A 23,037-nucleotide genomic window follows, 5' to 3' on the forward strand; every position below is an offset into this window, starting at 1 on the left:
GCATCTTTCTCGAAACAACACTCCGGAGGTTCCCTGCTGAACGCTTTAGCGAGTCATTAGGCAGCGGACGTGAACCTGCGTTAACGGTCAGAGCGGGGATGCTTCAGCATTCCAACTAGGGTGGCACCACGGGTATAACTCTCGTCCCTACTATACATGTATAGTAGGAGCGGGGGTTTTTTTATTTGAAGAAAGACATTAAGGAGGCCTGTTACATGGCATATCACATTCCAAGAGGCACACAGGACATACTGCCGGGTGAATCAGACAGATGGCAGTTCGTCGAACAAATTATGAGAGAGACATGCCGCACTTATCAATATAAAGAAATCCGCACGCCGATTTTCGAGCATACGGAATTGTTCGCAAGAGGCGTCGGTGAATCTACAGATATCGTGCAGAAAGAAATGTACACGTTTGAAGACCGTAAAGGGAGAAGCCTGACGCTTCGGCCGGAAGGAACAGCCGCCGCAGTCCGCGCGTTCAATGAAAATAAATTATTTGCGAACCCGGTGCAGCCGACGAAGCTGTATTATGTCGGACCGATGTTCCGTTATGAACGTCCGCAGACGGGGCGCTTCCGCCAATTCTATCAATTCGGAATTGAAGCGATCGGCTCCAAAGATCCGGCTGTGGATGCAGAAGTCATTGCGCTTGCGATGAGTATTTACCGTAAAGCCGGTTTGAAAAATGTCAAGCTTGTGCTGAGCAGCCTCGGTGACCAGGAGAGCCGCAAAGCCTACCGTGAAGCACTCGTCAAACATTTTGAACCGCGCATCGGAGAATTTTGCTCAGACTGCCAGTCACGCCTGCACACAAACCCGCTCCGAATTCTTGATTGCAAGAAAGACAGAGAACATGAACTGATGAAATCGGCACCGTCCATTCTTGATTACTTAAATGAAGAATCAGCCGCTTATTTTGAGAAAGTCAAACAATACTTAAACGATCTCGGCATCCCGTTTGAAATTGATCCGAACCTTGTCAGAGGACTTGATTACTACAATCATACCGCGTTTGAAATCATGAGCAACGCGGAAGGTTTCGGAGCGATTACAACACTTGCCGGAGGGGGCCGCTATGACGGGCTTGTTGAACAGATCGGCGGACCTGAAGCGCCGGGTATCGGATTTGCGATGAGCATCGAACGTCTGCTGGCAGCCATTGACGCTGAGAAAGCAGAGCTTCCCGTCAATCAGGGGATTGACTGCTATATCGTGACGCTCGGAGAAAAAGCGAAGGATTATTCCGTTTCCCTCGTGTACAAACTGAGAGAAGCGGGCATCTCAAGTGAAATCGATTATGAAAACAAAAAAATGAAAGGCCAATTCAAAACGGCTGACCGTCTCGGCGCACGCTTTATCGCGATTTTAGGGGAAGATGAACTTGCCCAAAATAAAATCAATGTAAAAGATGCGGAAACAGGCGAGCAGCGTGAAGTGGTGTTAGACGAGCTGATACAAGTGTTAAAGGCAGATCAAAAGCAGTGAAGGAGAGGAACGCTATGTTTGGAAGAACATATTATTGTGGCGAGATAACTGAAAAATCGATTGGCGAAACTGTCAAACTGAAAGGGTGGGTGCAGAAACGGCGCGATCTCGGCGGCTTGATTTTCATTGATTTGCGCGACCGTTCGGGTATTGTGCAAGTCGTGTTCAATCCTGACGTCTCGAAAGAAGCCCTTGCCGCGGCAGAAGCAATCAGAAACGAATATGTGCTTGATATCGAAGGCACGGTTTCTGCCCGTGAAGAAGGCACGGTGAACCCTAACCTGAAAACCGGTAAAATTGAAATTAAAGCCGAAGCAGTGACGGTGCTCAGCACGGCGAAAACGCCGCCGTTTCCGATCAGTGACCAGGCGGCTGACGTTTCTGAAGACGTCCGGTTAAAACACCGCTATTTGGATTTGCGCCGCCCGGCGATGTTTCAAACATTGCAAATGCGCCATCAAGTCACAAAATCCATCCGCCATTTCTTGGATGAAAACGGATTTCTTGATATTGAAACCCCGATTTTAACGAAAAGCTCTCCGGAAGGCGCCCGTGATTACTTGGTGCCGAGCCGGGTGCATGAAGGGGAATTTTACGCTCTTCCGCAATCGCCGCAGATTTTTAAACAGCTTCTGATGGTTTCTGGTTTTGAGCGGTATTATCAAGTGGCCCGCTGTTTCCGCGATGAAGACCTGCGTGCCGACCGCCAGCCGGAATTTACGCAGATTGATATCGAAATGTCCTTTATGAGTCAAGAAGACATCATGGCTCTGGCGGAAAAGATGATGGCGAAGGTCGTGCTCGAAACAAAAGGCGTCGAAGTATCGCTGCCGCTTCCGCGAATGACATATGAAGAAGCGATGAACAGCTACGGTTCCGACAAGCCTGACACACGCTTCGGCATGCTGCTGACGGACGTATCAGACATTGTGAAAGATACTGAATTTAAGGTGTTCTCATCAGCTGTAGCCAACGGCGGTGTTGTAAAAGCGATCAATGTTAAAGGCGCTGCCGGCGACTACTCCAGAAAAGATATTGATGCGCTCGGCGTTTTCGCCGGAAATTACGGCGCGAAAGGTCTCGCTTGGGTCAAAGTTGAAGCTGACGGCGTAAAAGGCCCGATTGCGAAATTCTTTGATGATGAGAAGCAGGCAAAACTGGCTGAAGCGCTGGATGCTTCTGAAGGCGATCTGCTCCTGTTCGGCGCTGATAAGTTTGAGGTTGTGGCTCAATCCCTCGGTGCGCTGCGCTTAAAGCTCGGTAAAGAACGCGGGCTGATTGACGAAAGCCTCTTCAACTTCCTGTGGGTTGTGGACTGGCCGTTATTGGAGCATGACGAGGAAGAAGGCCGTTTCTATGCGGCTCACCATCCGTTTACTATGCCTGTCCGTGAAGACCTTGATCTGATTGAAACAGCGCCTGAAGATATGAAGGCGCAGGCTTACGACCTTGTCTTAAACGGTTATGAACTCGGCGGAGGCTCCATCCGGATTTTTGAAAAGGACGTTCAGGAAAAAATGTTCGGGCTTCTCGGCTTTACACAAGAAGAAGCGGAAGAGGAGTTCGGATACCTTCTTGAAGCCTTTGAATACGGCGCTCCTCCGCACGGCGGCATCGCGCTCGGTCTGGACCGTATCGTTATGCTTCTTGCAGGCCGTACAAACTTAAGAGATACGATCGCTTTCCCGAAAACGGCAAGCGCAAGCTGCCTTCTTACGGAAGCGCCCGGCGAAGTGAGCGACGCCCAGCTTGAAGAACTTCACCTTTCTGTCAAAAGAAAAGTGAAACAGTAAAGATCAGCAGTTTGTTTCTTGAAAATCAAAATCTGCTGTGATATGATTTTGACAAGTTAAATAAAGTCCTGATGTGTTAGTTGTACACCTAGTTTTGACCGAACATTTTTTTGCTTTGGGAGCCCGTATTTTTAAATGGCGTACATGCCTCTTTTCATTCGGTAAAGAGGACTTACAAGATTTGAAAAAGGGCACCCACCTGCTGAGAGCGGGTTCAAAACGAAGGAAAGCTGCAACGGCACAATTGGGACTTTATTTTTTGTGCGCTGAAACCAGCGGCTTTTTGACAAGCCGAGTTTATAAAACCAGAATGTGGAGTGAGGTTCTTGTTACATCAGTTTTCCAGAAATGAGCTAGCGATTGGAAAAGAAGGGCTGGACACGTTAAAAAACAGCACGGTGGCCGTTCTCGGCGTCGGCGGAGTCGGTTCATTCGCAGCCGAAGCACTGGCGAGGTCCGGAGTGGGACGGATCGTCCTTGTCGATAAAGATGATGTTGACATTACAAACGTAAACCGCCAGCTGCATGCGCTCTTGTCGACGGTGGGACAGCCGAAAACGGACTTGATGAAAGCGCGGATCGCGGATATTAATCCGGATTGCGATGTCGTCGCCTTAAAAATGTTTTATACAGAAGAGACATATGAGCAGTTCTTTGAGTATCCGCTCGATTACGTCATTGACGCGTCGGATACGATTCATTATAAAATTCATCTGATGAAAGAATGTCTGAAACGGGATGTTCCGCTGATTTCGAGCATGGGAGCGGCGAATAAAACAGACCCGACACGCTTTCAGATTGCTGATATTTCAAAAACCCATACTGATCCGATTGCCAAAGTCGTCCGCACAAGGCTTCGTAAAGAGGGCATTAAAAAAGGCGTACAGGTCATTTTTTCTGATGAAAGCCCGATCGTCATCCGTGAAGACGTCAGAAAAGAAGTCGGGAATGATGAAGCGAAAATCCGCAAAGCGCAAATGCCGCCGTCTTCCAACGCCTGGGTTCCGTCAGTGGCCGGCCTGATTATGGGCGGGCATGTCGTGATGGAGCTCTTAAAGGACATCAAGATTAAACGGGTTAAAGATAAATAAAAAGAAAAACAGCCTTCATTAAGAAAGGCTGTTTTTTTATTTGAATCCGCCGCCTGTGCGGACGGTCTGGCCAGTATCAAACAAAAAAGACAAGAACACATGGAGTGTCCTTGCCCGGTTATTTTTTCTTCATCAGTTTTTCATACACTTGCTTTATGGCGGCTTCAAATTTCCCCGTTTGTTTCGGTTTATAGTATTGCTTGTTTTTTAACGGATCGGGCAAATATTGCTGTTCGACCCATCCGTTCTCGAAATCGTGAGGATATTGATAGCCGATCCCGCGTCCTAGCTCTTGGGCCCCTTTATAGTGGGCGTCTTTTAAATGTTTCGGCACATCGCCGAGTTTACCCGCTCTGATATCTTTAAGCGCCTCATCAACGGCTGAGATGGCGGAGTTTGATTTTGGCGAGAGGCATAATTCGATGACCGCATTGGCCAGCGGAATTCTCGCTTCCGGAAAGCCGATCCGTTCTGCGGTCTGAATCGCGCTCAGCACCCGGGGGCCTGCCTGCGGGCTTGCGAGGCCGATATCCTCATAGGCGATCACGAGAAGCCTTCTTGATATGCTTTCAAGGTCGCCGGCTTCGATCAGACGGGCCAAATAATGAAGGGCTGCGTTTGCGTCAGAGCCCCGGATTGATTTTTGGAACGCGGATAAGACGTCATAGTGCGCATCTCCGTCTTTATCATGGGTATAGCTTTTTTTCTGCAGACATTCCTCCGCTGTTTCCCGTGTAATCCGGATCGTGCCGTCGCTTGATTCCTTTGTGGAGAGCACGGCAAGCTCCAGCGCGTTCAAAGCGGAGCGGACGTCTCCTCCGCACCCTTGCGCGAAATGATCCATCGCATCGCCGTCCACCGAAACGCTGTAGGAACCGAGTCCGCGGTGTTCATCTGTAAGCGCTCTTTTCAATGCCTGCTTGATCAGATCGGGTGTTAACGGTTCGAGCTCGAATATCTGGGTCCGGCTTCTGATCGCCGGGTTAATGGCATGATAAGGATTGGCGGTCGTTGCGCCGATTAAAATAATCATGCCGTTTTCTAAATAGGGCAGCAGAAAATCCTGTTTCCCCTTATCAAGCCTGTGCACTTCATCAAGGATTAAAATGACCTGGCCTGACATTTTCGCTTCCTGTACGACAATCTCCATGTCTTTTTTATTATGAATGACGGCATTCAATTTCCTGAAGGCGATGCTTGTCGATCCTGCGATCGCCGTGGCGATGGACGTTTTTCCGATGCCCGGCGGACCGTACAGGATCATGGAGGATAAGTGCTTTGCACGCACCATTCTGCCGATGATTTTATCTTCTTTGACCAGATGTTCCTGGCCGATAATGTCTTCGATATTGGCAGGCCGCATCCGATACGCCAGTGGTTTCATGAACATCTCTCCTTACATATACAGGGTAACGGAAAACGGACGATTAGAAAAGCGAATTGCGGCAGGCCCCGTGTTTCAATGAAAATTAGGATAAGTTATGTTATAATAACAGTTGGTCTATAAGATACTAAACAGATTATTCATATCCATTTACTTGTATAAATTAACAATTAGAATTGACTGGGGTGTTCATATTGAAAATATCGACAAAGGGAAGATACGGGCTCACCATTATGATCGAATTGGCGAAAAAGCACGGAGACGGTCCGACGTCGCTCAAAAGCATCGCCCAAACAAACAGCCTTTCTGAGCATTACTTGGAACAGCTTGTATCACCGCTTAGAAACGCCGGACTCGTAAAAAGCATCAGAGGCGCTTACGGGGGTTATGTGCTCGGCGGGCAGCCTGAAGAGATCACGGCCGGAGATATTATCAGAGTGCTGGAAGGACCGATCAGCCCGGTGGAAGTTCTTGAGGATGAAGAGCCTGCCAAGCGGGAGCTGTGGATCCGCATCCGCGACGCCGTAAAAGACGTGCTGGACAGCACGACGTTAGAAGACCTTGCGAGCTACACGGACGGCGAGCAGGAAGCCTATATGTTCTATATTTAAACCAGAGGTGTAAAAAACAATGGAACGGATTTATTTAGATCACGCCGCGACTTCCCCGATGGATGAGCGTGTGCTTGAAAAAATGAAGCCGCATTTCTTCGGCAGCTTCGGAAACCCGTCAAGCATCCATTCATTTGGAAGAGAGTCCCGGAAATGGGTCGACGAAGCGAGAGCGGACATCGCCCGTGAAATCAGTGCGAAAGAACAGGAAATCATTTTCACAAGCGGCGGCACGGAGGCTGATAATTTAGCGATTTTCGGAACGGCTGCCGCCCGGAAGAATGAAGGAAAGCATATCATTACGACCGCTGTTGAGCATCATGCTGTACTGCACGCTTGCGAAAAGCTGGAAGAAGACGGTTTTGAGGTGACATACCTCATCCCCGGCCCTTCAGGACGGATCAGTGCAAATCAGGTGAAAGAAGCGCTCCGTGATGATACAATCCTTGTTACCGTCATGTATGGCAATAACGAAGTCGGAACCATTCAGCCGATTGACGAAATCGGAGAGCTGTTAAGCGGGCATCAGGCCTATTTTCACACAGATGCCGTCCAGGCATTCGGTTATATGCCGATTGACGTGAAAAAAAGCAGAATTGACATGCTGTCTGTTTCCGGTCACAAGCTTAACGGGCCAAAAGGGACAGGCTTTTTATATGTAAATCAAGAGGTGAAGCTGTCACCGATTCTTCTCGGGGGAGAGCAGGAACGAAAGCGCCGCGCGGGGACGGAAAATGTACCGGGCATCGCCGGCTTAAAAGAAGCGGTCGTTCTTTCAAACCGTGAGCGGGAAGAGAAAACAGCGAAGTTTAAGGAGTTTAAAAACATCATCATGAGCACGCTGGAAAAAGCCGGCGTGACAGCGGAGGTGAACGGAGATGCCGAGAACTGCCTGCCTCATATTTTAAATCTTTACTTTCCCGGTGTGCCGGTGGAAGCGCTGCTGGTCAATCTTGACATGGAAGGCGTTGCCGTCTCCAGCGGATCCGCGTGTACGGCGGGATCCGTTCTTCCGTCCCATGTGCTTACGGCCATGTTCGGAAGTGAAAGCGGCAGACTGACCTCGTCAATCCGTCTCAGCTTCGGCCTCGGCAATACGGCGGAACAAATCGAAACAGCCGCCGAAAAGCTTGCCGACGTCGTTAAACGGCTTGCTTAAAACGGCGGACTTACGTTTTTAATGGAGTGAATGCAAATGGAAAAACGGCCGGAGAATACAAGAGTCGTAGTCGGCATGTCCGGCGGAGTGGACTCTTCTGTGGCGGCCCTTCTGCTGAAGGAGCAGGGCTACGATGTAATCGGAATCTTTATGAAAAACTGGGATGATACGGACGAAAACGGTTTTTGCACGGCGACGGAAGATTATGAAGACGTCATCCGGGTCTGCAACCAAATCGGAATTCCGTATTATGCCGTCAATTTTGAAAAGCAATATTGGGAAAAGGTATTTCAGTATTTCCTTGATGAATATAAAGCCGGAAGAACCCCTAATCCGGATGTCATGTGCAATAAAGAAATTAAGTTTAAGGCTTTCTTGGATCATGCTTTATCACTCGGCGCGGATTACCTTGCGACGGGCCATTACGCCCGTGTGGACAGAAGCACAGGTACAGTGCGCATGCTTCGCGGTCTGGATGAAAACAAGGACCAGACTTATTTTCTGAATCAGCTCAATCAGGAACAGCTCAGCAAAGTCATGTTCCCGATCGGTGATCTGCAAAAAAGCCGCGTGCGGGAAATCGCCAAAGAAGCGGAACTTGCGACAGCTGCGAAAAAAGACAGCACGGGCATCTGCTTTATCGGCGAACGCAACTTCAAAACGTTTCTCAGCCAATATCTCCCTGCTCAGCCGGGCGATATGATGACAATGGACGGAGAAGTAAAAGGGCGTCATGACGGACTGATGTATTATACGATCGGACAGCGCCACGGTTTAGGAATCGGCGGAAGCGGCGAGCCATGGTTCGCTGTCGGTAAAGATCTCGAGAAAAACATTCTGTATGTCGATCAGGGATTCCACAATCCGCTTCTGTATTCCGATAAGATCACGGCGACAAATGTCAGCTGGACGCGTCCCGGTCTGATGGACGGCGGCGAAATGACATGCACGGCGAAATTCCGCTACCGTCAGGAAGATCACAAAGTAACGGTGAAAATGACGGGTGCCGATGAAGCGGAAATCATTTTTGACGGGCAGGTCCGCGCCGTAACGCCGGGACAAGCCGTTGTTTTTTATGACGGAGAAGAGTGCCTCGGCGGCGGAACGATAGATGACGTTTATAAAGACGGAACAAAATTGTGGTACGTATAACACATGTAAAAAACCTCAACTCGCATGTTGGGGTTTTTTAGCGAAAGGAAGTTAAAAATGGATTATAATAAAATCGGAATTGATGCCATGCAGGAGGGCGATTTTGAAAAAGCGGCAGAAGCTTTCACGAAAGCGATTGAGGAAAACGGCCAAGATCCGGTGCCGTACATCAACTTCGCAAATCTGCTTTCTTCAGTGAACGAACTTGAACGCGCGCTTGCATTTTACAACAGAGCGCTTGAATTGGACAATTCAGCGGCGGCCGCTTATTACGGAGCAGGAAACGTATACGTGATGAAGGAATCGTTTTCCGAGGCGAAGGATATGTTTGAAAAAGCGCTTCGCTCCGGAATGGAAAACGGAGACTTGTTTTATATGCTCGGCACCGTTCTCGTCAAATTAGAGCAGCCGAAGCTTGCGCTGCCGTATTTGCAGCGGGCCGTTGAATTAAACGAAAATGACACGGAAGCGCGCTTCCAGTTCGGAATGTGTCTCGCAAACGAAGAAATGCTGGATGAAGCATTGGCGCAGTTTGAGACGGTGATTGAACAGGACCCAAGCCATGCGGACGCATTTTATAATGCCGGAGTCGCTTACGCTTACAAAGAAAATCGTGAAAAGGCGCTTGAGATGCTTGAAGGCGCAATCGGCATACAGCCTGATCATATGCTCGCGCTTCATGCGAAACAGCTTATCACTCAGTCATAACAAAAGGAGGGAAGGCTCGTGGATCAGCTGAACATCGAGGAACAGCCGTATGTAAAAGGCGTCATTCATACGGTCATTTACCACAATGACACCAACCTGTATACAGTGCTGAAAGTCAAGGTTGCAGAAACGTCTGAGGCGATCGAAGACAAGGTCGTATCCGTAACGGGCTACTTCCCTCTGCTGCAAGAAGATGAGACTTACACATTTTACGGAAAAACCGCCACACACCCCAAGTTCGGCCTGCAATTTCAGGCTGAACACTTTAAAAAAGAAATTCCGACCACAAAAGAAGGGATCATTCATTATTTATCAAGTGATCTGTTTGAAGGAATCGGAAAAAAAACCGCGGAAGAAATCGTCAAAAAGCTTGGAGACGGCGCGCTCAATAAAATTCTGGCTGATGCATCGGTGCTTTATGATGTGCCGAAAATGTCAAAAAAGAAAGCGGACAAACTGGCGGGAGAGCTGCAGCGGCATCAGGGGCTTGAACAGATTATGATTTCTCTGAACCAATACGGTTTCGGACCTCAGCTTTCCATGAAAATTTATCAGGCATACGAAACGGAAACCTTGGAGAAAATTCAGGAAAATCCTTATCAGCTTGTAAAGGACGTGGAAGGCATCGGTTTTGTTAAAGCCGACGAACTGGGCGGGAAAATGGGGCTGTCAGGAAACCACCCGGAGCGGGTCAAAGCGGCTATCTTATATACGATTGAATCAACGTGTCTTTCAGAAGGTCATACGTACATAGAGACAAAGCAGCTGATTATCAATACGCAAACGCTTCTGAATCAGTCAGCTGAAGGCGGCCGCGTCACGGAAATGGATGCGGCTGACGGCATCATCGCCCTCGGGGAGAGTAAGGACATCGTCATAGAAGGAGAACGCTGCTATTTTCCGTCTTTGTTTTACGCGGAACAAAACGTCGCAAAACGCGTGCTCGACATTGCGGCCCAGACGGAGTATGCCGATCAGTTTCCTGAATCGGAATTTCTTCTTGCGCTCGGTGAACTGGAAGAACGGATGAATGTACAATACGCTCCGAGCCAAAAGGATGCGATTCAAAAAGCGCTGTCCTCACCGATGCTTTTACTGACCGGGGGACCGGGCACGGGAAAAACGACCGTTATCAAAGGCATCGTCGAATTGTACAGTGAACTGCACGGAGTATCGCTTGACCCCGGTGATTATAAAAAAGATGAAGCATTTCCGGTGCTGCTTGCCGCGCCGACCGGAAGAGCCGCAAAGCGAATGAGCGAATCTACGGGTCTGCCGGCTGTTACGATTCACAGGCTGCTCGGCTGGAATGGCGCTGAAGGCTTTACCTACAATGAAGATCAGCCGATTGAAGGGAAACTGATTATTATAGACGAAGCGAGTATGCTCGATATTTGGCTCGCCAGCCATTTTTTTAAGGCGCTCCCTAAGCACATTCAGCTTATCGTCGTCGGTGATGAAGACCAGCTTCCTTCCGTAGGGCCCGGGCAGGTGCTGAGAGACCTTTTGGCTTCTGAGGTGCTGCCGACCGTGCGTCTGACAGATATTTATCGTCAGGCCGAAGGGTCATCCATCGTTGAACTTGCCCATGATATGAAAAAGGGACTGCTTCCCAAGGGGCTGACCGCGCCGACAAAGGACCGCTCGTTTATCCGCTGTAATTCTTCACAAATTAAAGAAGTCGTGGATCAAGTCGTCTCAAATGCGCTAAAAAAGGGGTATACTTCTAAAGACATTCAAGTGCTCGCGCCGATGTACAGGGGAAAAGCGGGAATTAACGAACTGAACGTGCTTCTTCAAGACATCATGAATCCGCCGAAAGAAAAAAGGCGGGAGCTGAAATTCGGAGATGTCGTCTACAGGACGGGCGATAAAATATTACAGCTTGTCAACCAGCCGGAAAACAATGTGTTTAACGGAGATATCGGCGAAATCGTGTCCATTTTTTATGCCAAAGAAAATACGGAAAAAGAAGACATGGTCGTCGTCTCGTTTGACGGGAACGAAATCACCTTTACAAAAAAGGATTTCAGCCAGTTTACCCACGCTTACTGCTGTTCCATTCATAAGTCGCAGGGCAGCGAATTTCCGATTGTCGTCCTGCCTGTCGTCAAAGGCTATTATCGAATGCTCAGGAGAAATCTCCTTTATACCGCCATTACAAGAGCCAAAAAATTTCTGATTCTTTGCGGAGAAGAAGAAGCGCTTGAATGGGGCGTCAAAAACAATGATGCCACCGTCAGACAGACGTCACTTAAAAACAGGCTCACAGAGCAGACTGAAGAGATGGATGCAGAACTGGCCGCCCTGCAAAAAGAGCTGCCGTTCAGTGTTTACGATGCAAATATCGGAATGGAAGGCATCACGCCTTTTGACTTTATGGAAGAAAAAGCGTAAATAAAACCCGGCGTATGTTCATGCGCCGGGTTTTCGCCTGTGGAAGTCATTTCAAAGTATGGCGCCCGGCTTCTTGGCAAAACCTATACGTGTTCAACAAAAGGTGGTTGATCACACTTTGAGAACATGCCATGCAGCTGAAGGACGAACCGTATATGACGAACACACCCGGCGCAGCCTGGGGATGATATCGGATGTGTGTTTCTCTCTTGACGGCCGGTTTCTCGGTTTCGTGCTTGAGCAGAAACGCCTGTTTCACAACCGCCATCTTTTTTTAGCAGCCAGTGATATAAAAGAGATGGAACAAGAAGCCGTAGCTGCCGCCGAAGCTCACTTGCAGCCTTTGCCGAAGAGCTGTTTCACCTTTGAACAGATTAAGATGCAGCCGGTGAAATCGCCTGATGGTGAAATGTTCGGTTTGCTGGAAGATGTATACTTTTGTTTGGACAAGGGCATAATCGTAGCATATGAACTCTCGGACGGCTTCTTTTCAGATCTGGCAGGCAGACGCCAAGTGCGGCGCGCTGCCGATACGCTTATTGAAGCGGGGAAAGACGGCATCGTCCTGAACGGATAAGAGGTGTAGTCTGTGCTTGTATGTCCGAACTGCAAAAGTAAAGATATCGGCAAAATCGGCGTAAACCAATACTATTGCTGGGGCTGCTTCATAGAGCTGACGGTGGCCAAAGGCAAAATTGCGACACATCAAGTAGAGGAAGACGGCACGTTAAGCAGTCTTGATGATTTGTTTTCTGAAGACGAACGCAGTATCAATTTTTAATGTTGAAAGGAGATACGCGCGATGGGCAGAACAATGACTTCTCTATTGGCTTTAGGAGCTGGAGCCGTTATGTATCGTATGGCTTCTCAGTCCGATATGCTGAATAAAAAAGGTATGAAACGGATGAGAAGACGAGTTATGAAAATGTTCTAAGCAGTAAAAAGGATACTTCTTCGAAGTATCCTTTTTACGTTTGTCTCGCTTCCAGCCGCCTGGCTAGAAGAGATAAGCTGTAATTGACCGCAAAATACATCAGGGCCGCCAGCAGAAAAACCGGGAAAAAATAACCCCCGTCAGCGCTTTGTCCGTTTAAAATCTGCGCATTATGAATCAGCTCGGGCAGAGCGATGACCACCGCAAGTGATGTATCCTTTAATAAAGAAATAAATTGGCTCACAATCGGAGGAGCCATTCGCCTGAGCGCCTGCGGCATGATGACGAGAAAAAGAGTCTGCGTGTAGGTCAGTCCTGAAGAACGCGCCGCTTCAATCTGGCCTTTCTCAACGGATTGCAAACCGCTTCTGATGATTTCTGACAGCATGGCTGATTCAAAAATCGTCAGCGCTGTGATGGCGGCTGCGGTCATTTCCAGTTTGATGCCGATTTCCGGAAGGGCAAAAAACGTAAAGAAAATGATTAACAACAGCGGCAGGTTGCGGATGGTTTCGACAATGGCGGCTATAATGCCAGAGACGGCAGGGATTTTCGCATAGCGCAAAGTGCCGGCGGCAAGCCCGAAAATAAAACTCAGGACAATGGAAATAAACGCAACATAAAGCGTGATCAAAAAGCCGTTCCATAAAAACAGCAGGTGGTCAGGTGTATAGGCGCCGCTAAAATCCATGTTTTTCACTCTCCTTCTTTAATCACTTTTTCCGAGGCGTCTTTCCAAATAATGAACCCCGATGCTGAGCGGTATCGTTAAAATCAAATAAAAAAGCGCCGCAAAGATATAAACATCAAACACGACGAGAGTGCTTGAAGAAACGAGATCGGCCTGATACATCAAATCCAGTCCCGCCACCACTCCGAGAATTGATGAGTTTTTGACAAGGTTGAGAAATTGGTTTCCGAGCGGGGGAATCACGATTTTAACAGCCTGAGGGAGAATCACGTATCTCATCGCCTGACTGTAGGTGAAGCCTGACGATCTGGCCGCTTCCATCTGTCCCTTGGAGACAGTCTGAATTCCGGCTCTTATGGCTTCTGCGATAAAGGCGGACGTATAAATCGTAAGCGCGATCGTTCCCGCCTGAAAGCCGTCCAGTCTCAATCCGGCGTTCGGAAGTCCGAAATAAAAAACGAATGTGATGAGGAGAAGCGGAATGTTCCGGATAAATTCCACATACGCAGTGCTGATCCATTGGAGGGGTTTGAACGTCGTGATTCTCATGACTGCGATCAGAACACCAAGAGCGAAGCTGCCGGCCAGCGCGATGAAGCTCGCAAGCAATGTGTGCAGGAAACCGTCCAGGTACATATCGAAGTTTTCCGTTAAGATTGTAAAGTTCATGTTTTGTCACTCCTTATAAAACGGGGATGAGCATGTCTGCTCATCCCGCGGTCGATTCTATTTTGCCGGTTCTTCTTTAATCCATTTTTTATAGATTTTTCCGTACCTGCCGTCGGCTTTCATTTTTTTCAAAGAGGCGTTGATTTCTTTGACGAGTCCGGATTGGCCTTTTTTAACGGCGATTCCGTAAGGTTCATCGGTGAATGTGCCGCCTGTCAGCTGATATTGTTTATTTTCATCCGCCATGCCGTATAAAATCGCATTATCCGTTGTGAGCGCATCTCCCTGTCCCGCTTTAAGCGCAGTGAACGCTTCGGCGTAATTTTCAAATTCCAGCACTGAGGCGTCAGGCGTTTTTTCCCTGATGTTCTGTGAGGAAGTGGAGCCTTTTACCGCCAATACTTTTGAGCTTTTTCCAAGGTCTTCGGTGCTTTTGATGCGGCTTCCTTTTTTGACGAGGAGGGACTGCCCGGCTTCAAAATAAACGTCTGAGAAATCAACTTCTTTTTTCCGCTCATCCGTTATCGTCATCGTGGCCGTGATGGCGTCGATATCGCCGTTTTGCAGCATCGGAATTCTCGTTTTTGACGTCACTTCTTTAAACTCCGCTTTTTTCTCATCTCCCAGAATATCTTTTGCAATCTGTTTGGCGATATCAATATCAAACCCTTCGATATCCCCGGAGCTTGGGTTTTTCAGTCCGAATAATCTCGTATCCGTTTTAACGCCGAAGATGATTTTGTCTCTGTCTTTAATAGAAGCTAACGTGTCTTTTCCCGTGCCCTTTGAATCCCCGGACGTTTCTTTCCCTCCGCAGGCGGCCAGCATCAAGACGGCCAGCAGTGAGATCAATCCGAAAGATAACCATTTTGTTACGCGTGACATAAGCGTTCCCCCGTTTCTTTTCAGTGATTTAAAATACGGCTTAAGAATAAACGCGCCCTCTCTTCACGCGGGCTTTCGTAAAACTCAGCCGGTGCAGCTTCCTCTAAGATGGAACCGCCGTCGATAAACACGATGCGGTCAGCCACTTCTTTGGCGAATCCCATTTCATGTGTGACGACTACCATGGTCATGCCTTCCTTTGCGAGTGTTTTCATGACATCCAGCACTTCTCCGATCATTTCCGGATCAAGCGCGGATGTCGGTTCATCAAACAGCATCACCTCGGGCTTCATCGCAAGTCCTCTGGCGATGGCGACGCGCTGCTGCTGGCCGCCTGAAAGCTGTGAAGGGTAAGCGTCCGCTTTGTCGGGTATGCCGACTTTTTTCAGGTAATATAAGGCCGTTTCTTTTGCTTCTTCTTTTGATTGCCTGAGCACTTTGATCGGCGCGAGCATAATGTTTTGCAGAACGGTTTTATGCGGATACAGATGAAAATGCTGAAACACCATGCCGATATTGCGGCGGACTTTATTCATATCCGTTTTTTTGTCATGGATGGAGGCGCCGTTTACCGTTAAAACGCCTCCATCAACCGTTTCCAGCTGATTAATGCAGCGGAGAAGCGTGCTTTTTCCGGATCCTGATGGTCCGATGACAACGACGACTTCCCCTTTTTTAATGTGCAGATTAATGTTCTTCAGCACGTGGAACTGTCCGTAGTGCTTATTGACATCCTGAAATGAGATCATGGTCATCCTCCTTAGAAAAACATGCGTCATATTAACTAACAGTTATGGAAATTTCTTTAACGTTACGATGATTATACAAATTTCCGGAAAATATATTCAAACTTTTTAGTAATTTCAGATAATTAATTCCGTCATGAGGTCTGCGACATAAGGCGGACTTTAGGAAACGGGAATAATTCCGGCTTTCTGTCAAAAGATAAAGCAAGAGGTGAAACATCATGCTTCAAAAACCGCTGCAGCTCTTAATGTGGACGGCTGTATGTCTGCTCGTTTTGTTAACAGTGTATGTCTTTTGTATGCTCGATATGTTATGGTCACCCGTATGGCTTGTTATAAAATCTCTCTTTATTCCTATATTCATTGCAGTATTTATTGCTTATCTTTTGCTTCCGATTACTGAATGGCTTCATAAGAAAGGGATGCCTAGAACTTTAAGCCTGCTTCTGATTTATTGCCTGTTTTTCGGCGGAATCGGCTGGGGGGCTTATAAAGGGGTTCCTGTTTTAATTGAACAGCTGCAGGATCTGTCTGAGAGCATTCCCGGTCTTGCTGAAAACTACAACATCATGCTGAGGCATCTGCATAATCATACGGATCATTGGCCTGACGGCATGCACCATCGGATGGATAAAATGATTCAGCAGACAGAAACGTTTCTTGCCGGCACGATTGAGAGCACGATCAGAAGCATCCGTTTCGTGCTTGATTATATCCTGATCGCGGCGACGATTCCTTTTCTCGTTTTCTATATGGTGAAGGATATAGACGTCATGAAAAAGACGGTCTGGTATTTGACGCCGAAGTCTTGGAGGAAAAGGGGGAGTGAATTTCTGCGGGATGTGGACGACTCTCTCGGCGACTATATCCGCGGGCAGGTTCTCGTTTGTTTTTTGCTCGGATTAATAGCCGGCGTTTCTTTCTGGCTGTTCGGCCTTCCTTATCCGCTGATCTTAGGTCTTGCCATCGGGATTACGAATGTCATACCGTATTTCGGTCCGTTTATCGGCGCTGTTCCGGCGCTGCTCCTTTCGCTGGCGATTTCTGCTAAAGCTGTGATCATCGTAATCGTCACGATTTTTATTCTTCAATTTATAGAAGGAAACATTTTGAGCCCGCTCATTGTCGGGCGCAGTCTCAGAATGCATCCCGTCGTGATTATGCTTGCACTTCTTGCCGGAGGAGAGCTTGCGGGCATTCCCGGCATGATTCTCGCTGTTCCTGCAGCAGCCGTTTTAAAAGTGACGGCCATTCACTTTTTGCGGATCAGGACGGAACATTGACATTCGGGTTCTGCTTGTCTATAATTTCGAGTAGAATACATACGAATCTCGAGTGACGGATATGAGTACGCCGAAGCCCTGTTTAAGAGAGAAGCTCCGATACGCTGAAAGGAGCTTCAGCAGAAGATCGGCCGAAGCTAATCCTGAGTGCAGTTAAAGGCTGCCGCAGTCCTGCGTTACGGGATGAAAGGTGACGGGCCTTTTTCGGCCTGTAATCAGGGTGGTACCGCGAGACAGCTCTCGTCCCTGTGTGAACGCATGGTTTGCATAGGGAGAGGGCTTTTTTGCTGTCGCGAAAGAGAATTTCGGGTAGTGATAAGGAGGAATATAGATGAAACACTTAACTTCTGCTGAAGTGCGTCAAATGTTTTTAGATTTTTTTAAAGAAAAAGGCCATGCCGTTGAACCGAGCGCCTCATTGGTTCCGCATGAAGATCCGTCTTTATTGTGGATCAACAGCGGCGTTGCGACGCTGAAAAAATACTTTGACGGCCGCGTTGTGCCGGAGAATCCGAGAATTGTGAACGCGCAAAAATCAATCCGCACAAATGATATTGAAAATGTGGGAAAAACGGCGCGCCACCATACGTTCTTTGAGATGCTCGGAAACTTTTCCATCGGCGATTATTTTAAAGAAGAAGCCATCACGTGGGCATGGGAGTTTTTAACGAGCGAAAAGTGGATCGGCTTTGATCCGAAGCTGCTGTCTGTAACGGTTCACCCTGAGGATGAAGAAGCTTATACGCTATGGGCGGAAAAAATCGGCGTTCCGGAAGAAAGAATCATCCGCCTGGAAGGAAACTTCTGGGATATCGGCGAAGGCCCGAGCGGACCGAATACGGAAATTTTCTATGACCGCGGCGAGAAGTACGGCAATGACCCGTCAGATTCTGAATTATATCCGGGCGGCGAAAATGATCGTTATCTTGAAGTGTGGAACCTGGTATTTTCAGAGTTCAACCACAATCCGGACGGCACGTACACACCGCTTCCGAAGAAAAACATTGATACGGGCATGGGGCTTGAACGGATGGTCTCCGTTATTCAAGACGTTCCGACAAACTTTGACACTGATTTGTTTATGCCGATTATTGAAGCGGCAGAGCGCATTTCCGGAGATGCTTACGGAAAGGATGCAGTGAAGGACACAGCCTTTAAAGTAATTGCCGATCATATCAGAACGGTCGCATTTGCGGTAAGCGACGGAGCTCTGCCGTCAAACGAAGGGCGCGGGTATGTTCTGAGACGCCTCCTTCGCCGGGCTGTGCGATACGCGAAAACAATCGGTATCAGCCGTCCGTTTATGTATGAGCTGGTACCGACTGTTGCTGGAATTATGGACGCTTTCTATCCGGAGGTGAAAGAAAAGCAAGAGTTTATCGCCAAAGTCATCAAAACGGAGGAAGAGCGCTTCCATGAAACATTGAACGAAGGTCTTGCCATTTTATCTGACGTAATAAAGAAAGAAAAGGAAAAAGGCAGCGGCATCATCTCCGGAAAAGACGTATTCAAACTGTACGATACGTACGGATTCCCTGTTGAATTGACGGAGGAATACGCGGAAGATGAGCAAATGAAGGTTGATCATAAAGGCTTTGAAGCCGAAATGGAAAAACAGCGTGAACGGGCGAGAAATGCGCGCCAAGATGTAGGAAGCATGCAGGTGCAGGGCGGCGCATTGCGCGACATTACTGCAGAAAGCACGTTTGTCGGCTACAGTTCCGTAAAAGCTGAAGCGAAGGTGATCGAGCTTCTTCATGACGGGCAATTAATCAGCGAGGCGCATGAAGGGGATACCGTTCAGATTCTTCTTGATGAAACGCCTTTCTATGCTGAAAGCGGCGGACAGATCGGTGACAGAGGAGTGCTGAGAAGCGCACAGGCTGTCGTAACCATTAAAGACGTGAAAAAAGCTCCGAACGGCCAGCATGTCCACGAAGGCACAGTGGATAGCGGCACGATTCAAAAAGGCGCAAGCGTCACGGCTGAAGTTGAAGATCAAATGAGAAGCGGCGTGGTGAAAAACCATACGGCAACCCACCTTCTGCATCAGGCGCTGAAAGATGTTCTCGGCACACATGTCAACCAAGCCGGCTCACTCGTTACCGAAAACCGTCTGCGTTTTGACTTCTCTCATTTCGGTCAAGTGACGAAAGAAGAACTTGAACGCATTGAAGGAATCGTCAACGAAAAAATCTGGGAGAGCATTCCGGTAGCGATTGATCTGAAACCGATCAATGAAGCAAAAGAAATGGGCGCAATGGCCCTGTTCGGCGAGAAATACGGCGATATCGTCCGCGTCGTACAAGTCGGAGATTACAGCATTGAGCTTTGCGGCGGATGCCATGTTACGAATACGGCTGAAATCGGCCTGTTTAAAATCGTATCCGAATCAGGGATCGGCGCAGGTACGCGAAGAATTGAAGCCGTGACAGGAAAAGGCGCTTATCAGGAAATGAACAGCCAGCTCAGCCTCCTGCAGCACGCTGCGGACGAGCTGAAATCAAATGTAAAAGACGTGCCGAAGCGAATCCAGTCTCTTCAAGCGGAGCTGAAAGAAGCGCAAAGAGAAAATGAATCATTGCTCAGCAAACTCGGCAATGTGGAAGCCGGAGCCATTCTGTCTAAAGTAAAAGACATCGGCGGCGTAAAAGTGCTGGCTGAAAAAGTAAACGCGAAAGACATGAACCACCTTCGCACAATGGTGGATGACCTGAAGGCGAAGCTCGGTTCTGCGGTCATCATTCTCGGCGCCGTGCAAAATGACAAAGTCAACCTGTCAGCGGGCGTAACAAAAGACCTGATCGAAAAAGGCCTTCACGCCGGCAAAATGGTCAAACAAGCGGCAGAAGTCTGCGGAGGCGGAGGCGGAGGCCGTCCGGACATGGCGCAGGCCGGCGGAAAGCAGCCTGAGAAATTGGAAGAGGCGCTCGCATCTGCGGAAGATTGGATAAAATCCGTTTTATAATCCTTTCAACTAGTGTAGAATGAAGATAAGATGAGGACCTCAGGCTGAACTTTGCCTGCGAATTTGGGAAAGAGGTGCAAAACGGTGAGCTCGTTTGATAAAACGATGAAATTTAATTTCTCCGATGATTCTGCTGAAACAAACGTCGAAGAAGTGCTGATTACAGTATATGATGCGCTTCAGGAAAAGGGGTACAATCCTATCAACCAGATTGTCGGATACTTGCTGTCTGGAGACCCTGCATACATTCCTAGGCATCGCGACGCCCGAAACTTAATTCGCAAATTGGAACGTGACGAATTAATTGAGGAATTGGTAAAATCCTATCTAGAACAGCATAAAGAGGCGTAAATACACTCATGAGAATATTGGGACTTGATCTGGGAACGAAAACACTCGGCGTCGCTTTAAGCGATGAGATGGGCTGGACCGCTCAGGGCATTGAGACGATAAAAATAAACGAAGCTGAAGGAGATTACGGTCTGGACCGTTTATCCGAGCTGATGAAAGACTATAATGTAGAGAAGGTCGTGCTCGGTTTTCCGAAAAACATGAACGGGACGATCGGTCCGAGAGGCGAAGCCAGCCAAACATTTGCGAAACTGCTTGAAACAGCGTACAATGTCCCTGTTGTGCTGTGGGACGAGCGTCTGACGACGATGGCGGCTGAAAAAATGCTGATCGCGGCTGACGTCAGCAGGCAAAAACGAAAAAAAGTCATTGATAAAATGGCGGCTGTCATGATCCTTCAAGGATATCTGGACAGTTTAAACTAAGAGGTGAAAGAAATGGAACACGGCGAAAAACACATTACAATTGTCGATGATCAAGGTAACGAACAGCTTTGCGAAGTTCTGTTTACATTTGAAAACGACACATTCAACAAATCTTACGTTCTTTATTATCCGATTGATGCTCAAGACGATGATGAAATCGAAATTCACGCTTCAAGCTTCGAGCCGAACGAAAACGGCGAAGACGGCGAACTGATGCCGATTGAAACTGATGAAGAGTGGGAAATGATCGAAGAAACGCTGAATACGTTTTTAGCGGAAGAAGACGAAGAATAAAATGAACAGAAAAAGCCGGAGCGCATATGCCGCTTCGGCTTTTTTTGTAATAAATTGCCGAATGCCCGCGAATCATGTAGTATAAGAGCTGTTGGGAGGAAAATACTTGTATGAATATCAATCAGACTAAACATTCATTTCTGCGCAAAAACAAAAAAACGACGATAATACTGTCCTCCGTGATCGCTCTGATCATCATCATTTGCGGTGCTTTTTTCTATGGAAAATCTCTGCTGTCCCCGGTTGACAAAGGCAGCAAAACGACAGTTAATATTAATATTCCGAGCGGTTCTTCGGTTTCGGCAATCGCCGGAATTCTTGAGGATCAGCATGTCATCAAAAGCAAAAAAGCATTTCAGCTGTATGTGAAGTATAAAGGTGCTTCCGGATTTCAGGCGGGATTTTACCATCTGAATAAAGGAATGGACGCGGATGCGATTATCAAAAAACTGACCGCGGGATCTGCGGGGTATGCCTTTCAGATCACCGTTCCCGAAGGAAAACAGCTGACACAGATTGCCGACGCGATCGCAAAAGAAACATCATATTCAAAAGAAGAGATCATGGCAAAACTGGACGACAAAACATTTATCGACAAACTGAAAAAACAGTTTCCTGATACAATAACGGATGCTCTTTCAAACAAGAAGCTTAAGCATCCGCTCGAAGGCTATTTATATCCGGCCACATATCCGTTTAATGATCCGGATGCATCGCTTGATAAGATTTTGACGGCAATGGTTCAGGAAACAAACACCCGAATCGAAACATATAAATCTGAACTGGGAAAAAAGAAACTTTCCGTCCATAACGCCCTGACGATGGCATCGCTTATCGAAGAGGAAGCCACTGCCAAAGCCGACCGTCACAAAATCGCAAGCGTCTTTTACAACAGACTTGCAGAAAAAATGCCGCTGCAGACTGACCCGACGGTATTATATGCGGCCGGCAGGCATAAGAGCCGGGTCTTCTACAAAGACCTGAAAATTGATTCTCCGTTTAACACGTATAAACATAAGGGGCTGCCGCCGGGACCGATTGCAAACGCCGGGGATTCATCGTGGGAAGCGGCTCTTAACCCTGACAAAACGGATTATCTCTATTTCCTGGCAAAATCTAACGGTGAGGTCGTATTCACGAAAACATTAAAAGATCATAATAAAGCGAAGGAAAAGTATATTTCCAAAAAAGACAGTGAATAAAGGAGGGCAAAAGCTCTCCTTTTATTCCATTCTGAAAGGTTTTATGATAAAATATATCGGGTTGTTTACTTATGGATAAAGAAGTGTCTTAAGAGAGTGTCCCCGCGGATTCGTCAGGGGCACTCCTTTTTAGAACGGAGGCTGTTTGCCGTGAATGATCGGTATGAACAAATAAACGAGTATATAAACGCGATGCTGAAGCCTCGGCCTGATAAAGTGAAAAAGCTTGAAGCCTATGCAAAAGAGCACCATGTTCCGATTATGGAAGAAGCGGGCATTGAAGTGCTGCTTCAAATGCTGTCGATTCAACAGGCGAAAAACATCTTGGAAATCGGCACGGCAATCGGATATTCGGCTATACGGATGGCGCTTGAACTTCCGGATGCGGATATTTACACGATTGAACGGGACGACAAACGCTATGAAGAAGCTGTGAACAATATAAAAGACTTTGAAATGGAAAATCGGATTCACGTACTGTACGGGGATGCGATTGAACTTTCTGAGTCTGTCCGTGTCACGGCTCCTTATGATGCCATTTTTATCGATGCGGCAAAAGGCCAGTACACGAACTTTTTTGAGCTCTATGAACCGATGCTTGCGCCGGATGGGGTCATTTTCACAGACAATGTTCTGTTTAAAGGGCTGGTGGCGCAAGATCACTCGGAAATTGAGCCGAAAAGAAGACGGAAGCTTGTTGAAAAAATTGATCAATATAACCAATGGCTGATGAACCGGCCTGACTATCAAACGGTCATACTGCCGGTCGGAGACGGCATCGCCATCAGTAAAAAGAAGAGGTGA

General features: G+C 47.8%; 23 protein-coding genes, 1 other RNA gene and 1 other annotated feature (1 of these 25 running past the window's edge). Of the genes, 19 read left to right on the forward strand and 5 right to left on the reverse strand.

Features of this window, described 5'->3' with window-relative positions:
• Positions 1-152: a binding site (T-box leader), on the forward strand (it extends 81 nt beyond the left edge of the window).
• A 63-nt stretch (positions 153-215) separates the two neighbouring features.
• The 4 genes from hisS to AUL54_RS17480 all read left to right on the forward strand — a co-directional run bounded on the left by hisS (position 216) and on the right by AUL54_RS17480 (position 4,374).
• Positions 216-1,490 (forward strand): histidine--tRNA ligase, encoded by a 1,275-nt coding sequence (gene hisS / locus AUL54_RS17465; RefSeq protein ID WP_060964662.1) that lies wholly within the window; start codon positions 216-218, stop codon positions 1,488-1,490.
• A 14-nt stretch (positions 1,491-1,504) separates the two neighbouring features.
• On the forward strand, positions 1,505-3,283 hold the full coding sequence (gene aspS, locus AUL54_RS17470) for an aspartate--tRNA ligase (protein WP_060964663.1): 1,779 nt from the start codon (positions 1,505-1,507) through the stop codon (positions 3,281-3,283).
• 62 nt (positions 3,284-3,345) lie between these two features.
• Positions 3,346-3,538, forward strand: a non-coding RNA gene (gene ssrS, locus AUL54_RS17475) — 6S RNA.
• 71 nt (positions 3,539-3,609) lie between these two features.
• Positions 3,610-4,374, forward strand: a complete 765-nt coding sequence (locus AUL54_RS17480) for a tRNA threonylcarbamoyladenosine dehydratase (RefSeq protein WP_016938820.1) — start codon at positions 3,610-3,612, stop codon at positions 4,372-4,374.
• 118 nt (positions 4,375-4,492) lie between these two features.
• On the opposite strand, the gene AUL54_RS17485 is transcribed toward AUL54_RS17480, so the two are convergent.
• A complete protein-coding gene (locus tag AUL54_RS17485; RefSeq protein WP_060964664.1) occupies positions 4,493-5,758 on the reverse strand; it encodes a replication-associated recombination protein A in 1,266 nt (421 codons plus the stop codon).
• 194 nt (positions 5,759-5,952) lie between these two features.
• Here AUL54_RS17485 and cymR point away from each other — a divergent pair, with 194 nt between their 5' ends.
• The 8 genes from cymR to AUL54_RS20875 all read left to right on the forward strand — a co-directional run bounded on the left by cymR (position 5,953) and on the right by AUL54_RS20875 (position 12,719).
• Positions 5,953-6,369, forward strand: coding sequence for a cysteine metabolism transcriptional regulator CymR (gene cymR / locus AUL54_RS17490; RefSeq protein WP_003152730.1), 417 nt, complete (start codon positions 5,953-5,955; stop codon positions 6,367-6,369).
• A 19-nt stretch (positions 6,370-6,388) separates the two neighbouring features.
• A complete protein-coding gene (locus AUL54_RS17495; protein WP_060964665.1) occupies positions 6,389-7,528 on the forward strand; it encodes a cysteine desulfurase family protein in 1,140 nt (379 codons plus the stop codon).
• A gap of 36 nt (positions 7,529-7,564) precedes the next feature.
• Positions 7,565-8,680 (forward strand): tRNA 2-thiouridine(34) synthase MnmA, encoded by a 1,116-nt coding sequence (gene mnmA / locus AUL54_RS17500; protein WP_060964666.1) that lies wholly within the window; start codon positions 7,565-7,567, stop codon positions 8,678-8,680.
• Positions 8,681-8,767: 87 nt separating this feature from the next.
• Positions 8,768-9,388, forward strand: coding sequence for a tetratricopeptide repeat protein (locus AUL54_RS17505; RefSeq protein WP_095532179.1), 621 nt, complete (start codon positions 8,768-8,770; stop codon positions 9,386-9,388).
• Between the two features lie 18 nt (positions 9,389-9,406).
• Entirely contained in the window at positions 9,407-11,785 is a 2,379-nt protein-coding gene (recD2, locus tag AUL54_RS17510; RefSeq protein ID WP_060964667.1) for an SF1B family DNA helicase RecD2, read from the forward strand.
• A gap of 118 nt (positions 11,786-11,903) precedes the next feature.
• On the forward strand, positions 11,904-12,362 hold the full coding sequence (locus AUL54_RS17515; protein ID WP_060964668.1) for a PRC-barrel domain-containing protein: 459 nt from the start codon (positions 11,904-11,906) through the stop codon (positions 12,360-12,362).
• Positions 12,363-12,374: 12 nt separating this feature from the next.
• The gene (locus tag AUL54_RS17520) at positions 12,375-12,566 is read left to right on the forward strand and encodes a hypothetical protein (RefSeq protein ID WP_003152738.1); all 192 of its coding nucleotides are present in this window, start codon (positions 12,375-12,377) and stop codon (positions 12,564-12,566) included.
• 21 nt (positions 12,567-12,587) lie between these two features.
• Entirely contained in the window at positions 12,588-12,719 is a 132-nt protein-coding gene (locus AUL54_RS20875; RefSeq protein ID WP_003152741.1) for a YrzQ family protein, read from the forward strand.
• A 34-nt stretch (positions 12,720-12,753) separates the two neighbouring features.
• Here the strand turns inward: AUL54_RS20875 and AUL54_RS17525 are convergent, their stop codons facing one another.
• Genes AUL54_RS17525 through AUL54_RS17540 form a run of 4 tightly spaced genes read right to left on the reverse strand, consistent with a single transcriptional unit; the run spans position 12,754 to position 15,713 of the window.
• The gene (locus AUL54_RS17525; RefSeq protein ID WP_060964669.1) at positions 12,754-13,410 is read right to left on the reverse strand and encodes an amino acid ABC transporter permease; all 657 of its coding nucleotides are present in this window, start codon (positions 13,408-13,410) and stop codon (positions 12,754-12,756) included.
• A gap of 18 nt (positions 13,411-13,428) precedes the next feature.
• Entirely contained in the window at positions 13,429-14,079 is a 651-nt protein-coding gene (locus tag AUL54_RS17530; RefSeq protein WP_060964670.1) for an amino acid ABC transporter permease, read from the reverse strand.
• 57 nt (positions 14,080-14,136) lie between these two features.
• Entirely contained in the window at positions 14,137-14,964 is an 828-nt protein-coding gene (locus AUL54_RS17535; protein ID WP_060964671.1) for a transporter substrate-binding domain-containing protein, read from the reverse strand.
• A gap of 20 nt (positions 14,965-14,984) precedes the next feature.
• Positions 14,985-15,713 (reverse strand): amino acid ABC transporter ATP-binding protein, encoded by a 729-nt coding sequence (locus AUL54_RS17540; protein WP_060964672.1) that lies wholly within the window; start codon positions 15,711-15,713, stop codon positions 14,985-14,987.
• Positions 15,714-15,931: 218 nt separating this feature from the next.
• Here AUL54_RS17540 and AUL54_RS17545 point away from each other — a divergent pair, with 218 nt between their 5' ends.
• From AUL54_RS17545 to AUL54_RS17575, 7 genes are all read left to right on the forward strand, one after another.
• Positions 15,932-16,993 (forward strand): AI-2E family transporter, encoded by a 1,062-nt coding sequence (locus tag AUL54_RS17545; protein WP_060964673.1) that lies wholly within the window; start codon positions 15,932-15,934, stop codon positions 16,991-16,993.
• Between the two features lie 331 nt (positions 16,994-17,324).
• The gene (gene alaS, locus AUL54_RS17550; RefSeq protein WP_060964674.1) at positions 17,325-19,961 is read left to right on the forward strand and encodes an alanine--tRNA ligase; all 2,637 of its coding nucleotides are present in this window, start codon (positions 17,325-17,327) and stop codon (positions 19,959-19,961) included.
• A gap of 84 nt (positions 19,962-20,045) precedes the next feature.
• Positions 20,046-20,312, forward strand: coding sequence for an IreB family regulatory phosphoprotein (locus tag AUL54_RS17555; protein WP_003152749.1), 267 nt, complete (start codon positions 20,046-20,048; stop codon positions 20,310-20,312).
• 8 nt (positions 20,313-20,320) lie between these two features.
• Positions 20,321-20,737 carry a Holliday junction resolvase RuvX gene (gene ruvX, locus AUL54_RS17560; protein ID WP_016938833.1) on the forward strand — a complete coding sequence of 139 codons (417 nt, stop codon included), beginning with the start codon at positions 20,321-20,323 and terminating at the stop codon, positions 20,735-20,737.
• 12 nt (positions 20,738-20,749) lie between these two features.
• On the forward strand, positions 20,750-21,031 hold the full coding sequence (locus AUL54_RS17565; RefSeq protein ID WP_003152751.1) for a DUF1292 domain-containing protein: 282 nt from the start codon (positions 20,750-20,752) through the stop codon (positions 21,029-21,031).
• Positions 21,032-21,141: 110 nt separating this feature from the next.
• The gene (mltG, locus tag AUL54_RS17570) at positions 21,142-22,233 is read left to right on the forward strand and encodes an endolytic transglycosylase MltG (protein WP_060964675.1); all 1,092 of its coding nucleotides are present in this window, start codon (positions 21,142-21,144) and stop codon (positions 22,231-22,233) included.
• Between the two features lie 150 nt (positions 22,234-22,383).
• Positions 22,384-23,037, forward strand: coding sequence for an O-methyltransferase (locus AUL54_RS17575; RefSeq protein WP_060964676.1), 654 nt, complete (start codon positions 22,384-22,386; stop codon positions 23,035-23,037).

The sequence above is a fragment of the Bacillus sp. SDLI1 genome (assembly GCF_001553895.1).
Lineage (GTDB): Bacteria > Bacillota > Bacilli > Bacillales > Bacillaceae > Bacillus > Bacillus siamensis.

Bases quoted from the DNA above. Each gene is read 5' to 3' on its own strand.
- AUL54_RS17485 (WP_060964664.1), bottom strand. From the start codon at position 5,758: ATGAAACCACTGGCGTATCGGATGCGGCCTGCCAATATCGAAGACATT.
- AUL54_RS17545 (WP_060964673.1), top strand. From the start codon at position 15,932: ATGCTTCAAAAACCGCTGCAGCTCTTAATGTGGACGGCTGTATGTCTG.
- aspS (WP_060964663.1), top strand. From the start codon at position 1,505: ATGTTTGGAAGAACATATTATTGTGGCGAGATAACTGAAAAATCGATT.
- AUL54_RS17535 (WP_060964671.1), bottom strand. From the start codon at position 14,964: ATGTCACGCGTAACAAAATGGTTATCTTTCGGATTGATCTCACTGCTG.
- ruvX (WP_016938833.1), top strand. From the start codon at position 20,321: ATGAGAATATTGGGACTTGATCTGGGAACGAAAACACTCGGCGTCGCT.
- AUL54_RS20875 (WP_003152741.1), top strand. From the start codon at position 12,588: ATGGGCAGAACAATGACTTCTCTATTGGCTTTAGGAGCTGGAGCCGTT.
- AUL54_RS17495 (WP_060964665.1), top strand. From the start codon at position 6,389: ATGGAACGGATTTATTTAGATCACGCCGCGACTTCCCCGATGGATGAG.
- AUL54_RS17540 (WP_060964672.1), bottom strand. From the start codon at position 15,713: ATGATCTCATTTCAGGATGTCAATAAGCACTACGGACAGTTCCACGTG.
- alaS (WP_060964674.1), top strand. From the start codon at position 17,325: ATGAAACACTTAACTTCTGCTGAAGTGCGTCAAATGTTTTTAGATTTT.
- AUL54_RS17565 (WP_003152751.1), top strand. From the start codon at position 20,750: ATGGAACACGGCGAAAAACACATTACAATTGTCGATGATCAAGGTAAC.
- AUL54_RS17525 (WP_060964669.1), bottom strand. From the start codon at position 13,410: ATGGATTTTAGCGGCGCCTATACACCTGACCACCTGCTGTTTTTATGG.
- mltG (WP_060964675.1), top strand. From the start codon at position 21,142: ATGAATATCAATCAGACTAAACATTCATTTCTGCGCAAAAACAAAAAA.
- AUL54_RS17505 (WP_095532179.1), top strand. From the start codon at position 8,768: ATGCAGGAGGGCGATTTTGAAAAAGCGGCAGAAGCTTTCACGAAAGCG.
- mnmA (WP_060964666.1), top strand. From the start codon at position 7,565: ATGGAAAAACGGCCGGAGAATACAAGAGTCGTAGTCGGCATGTCCGGC.
- hisS (WP_060964662.1), top strand. From the start codon at position 216: ATGGCATATCACATTCCAAGAGGCACACAGGACATACTGCCGGGTGAA.
- AUL54_RS17530 (WP_060964670.1), bottom strand. From the start codon at position 14,079: ATGAACTTTACAATCTTAACGGAAAACTTCGATATGTACCTGGACGGT.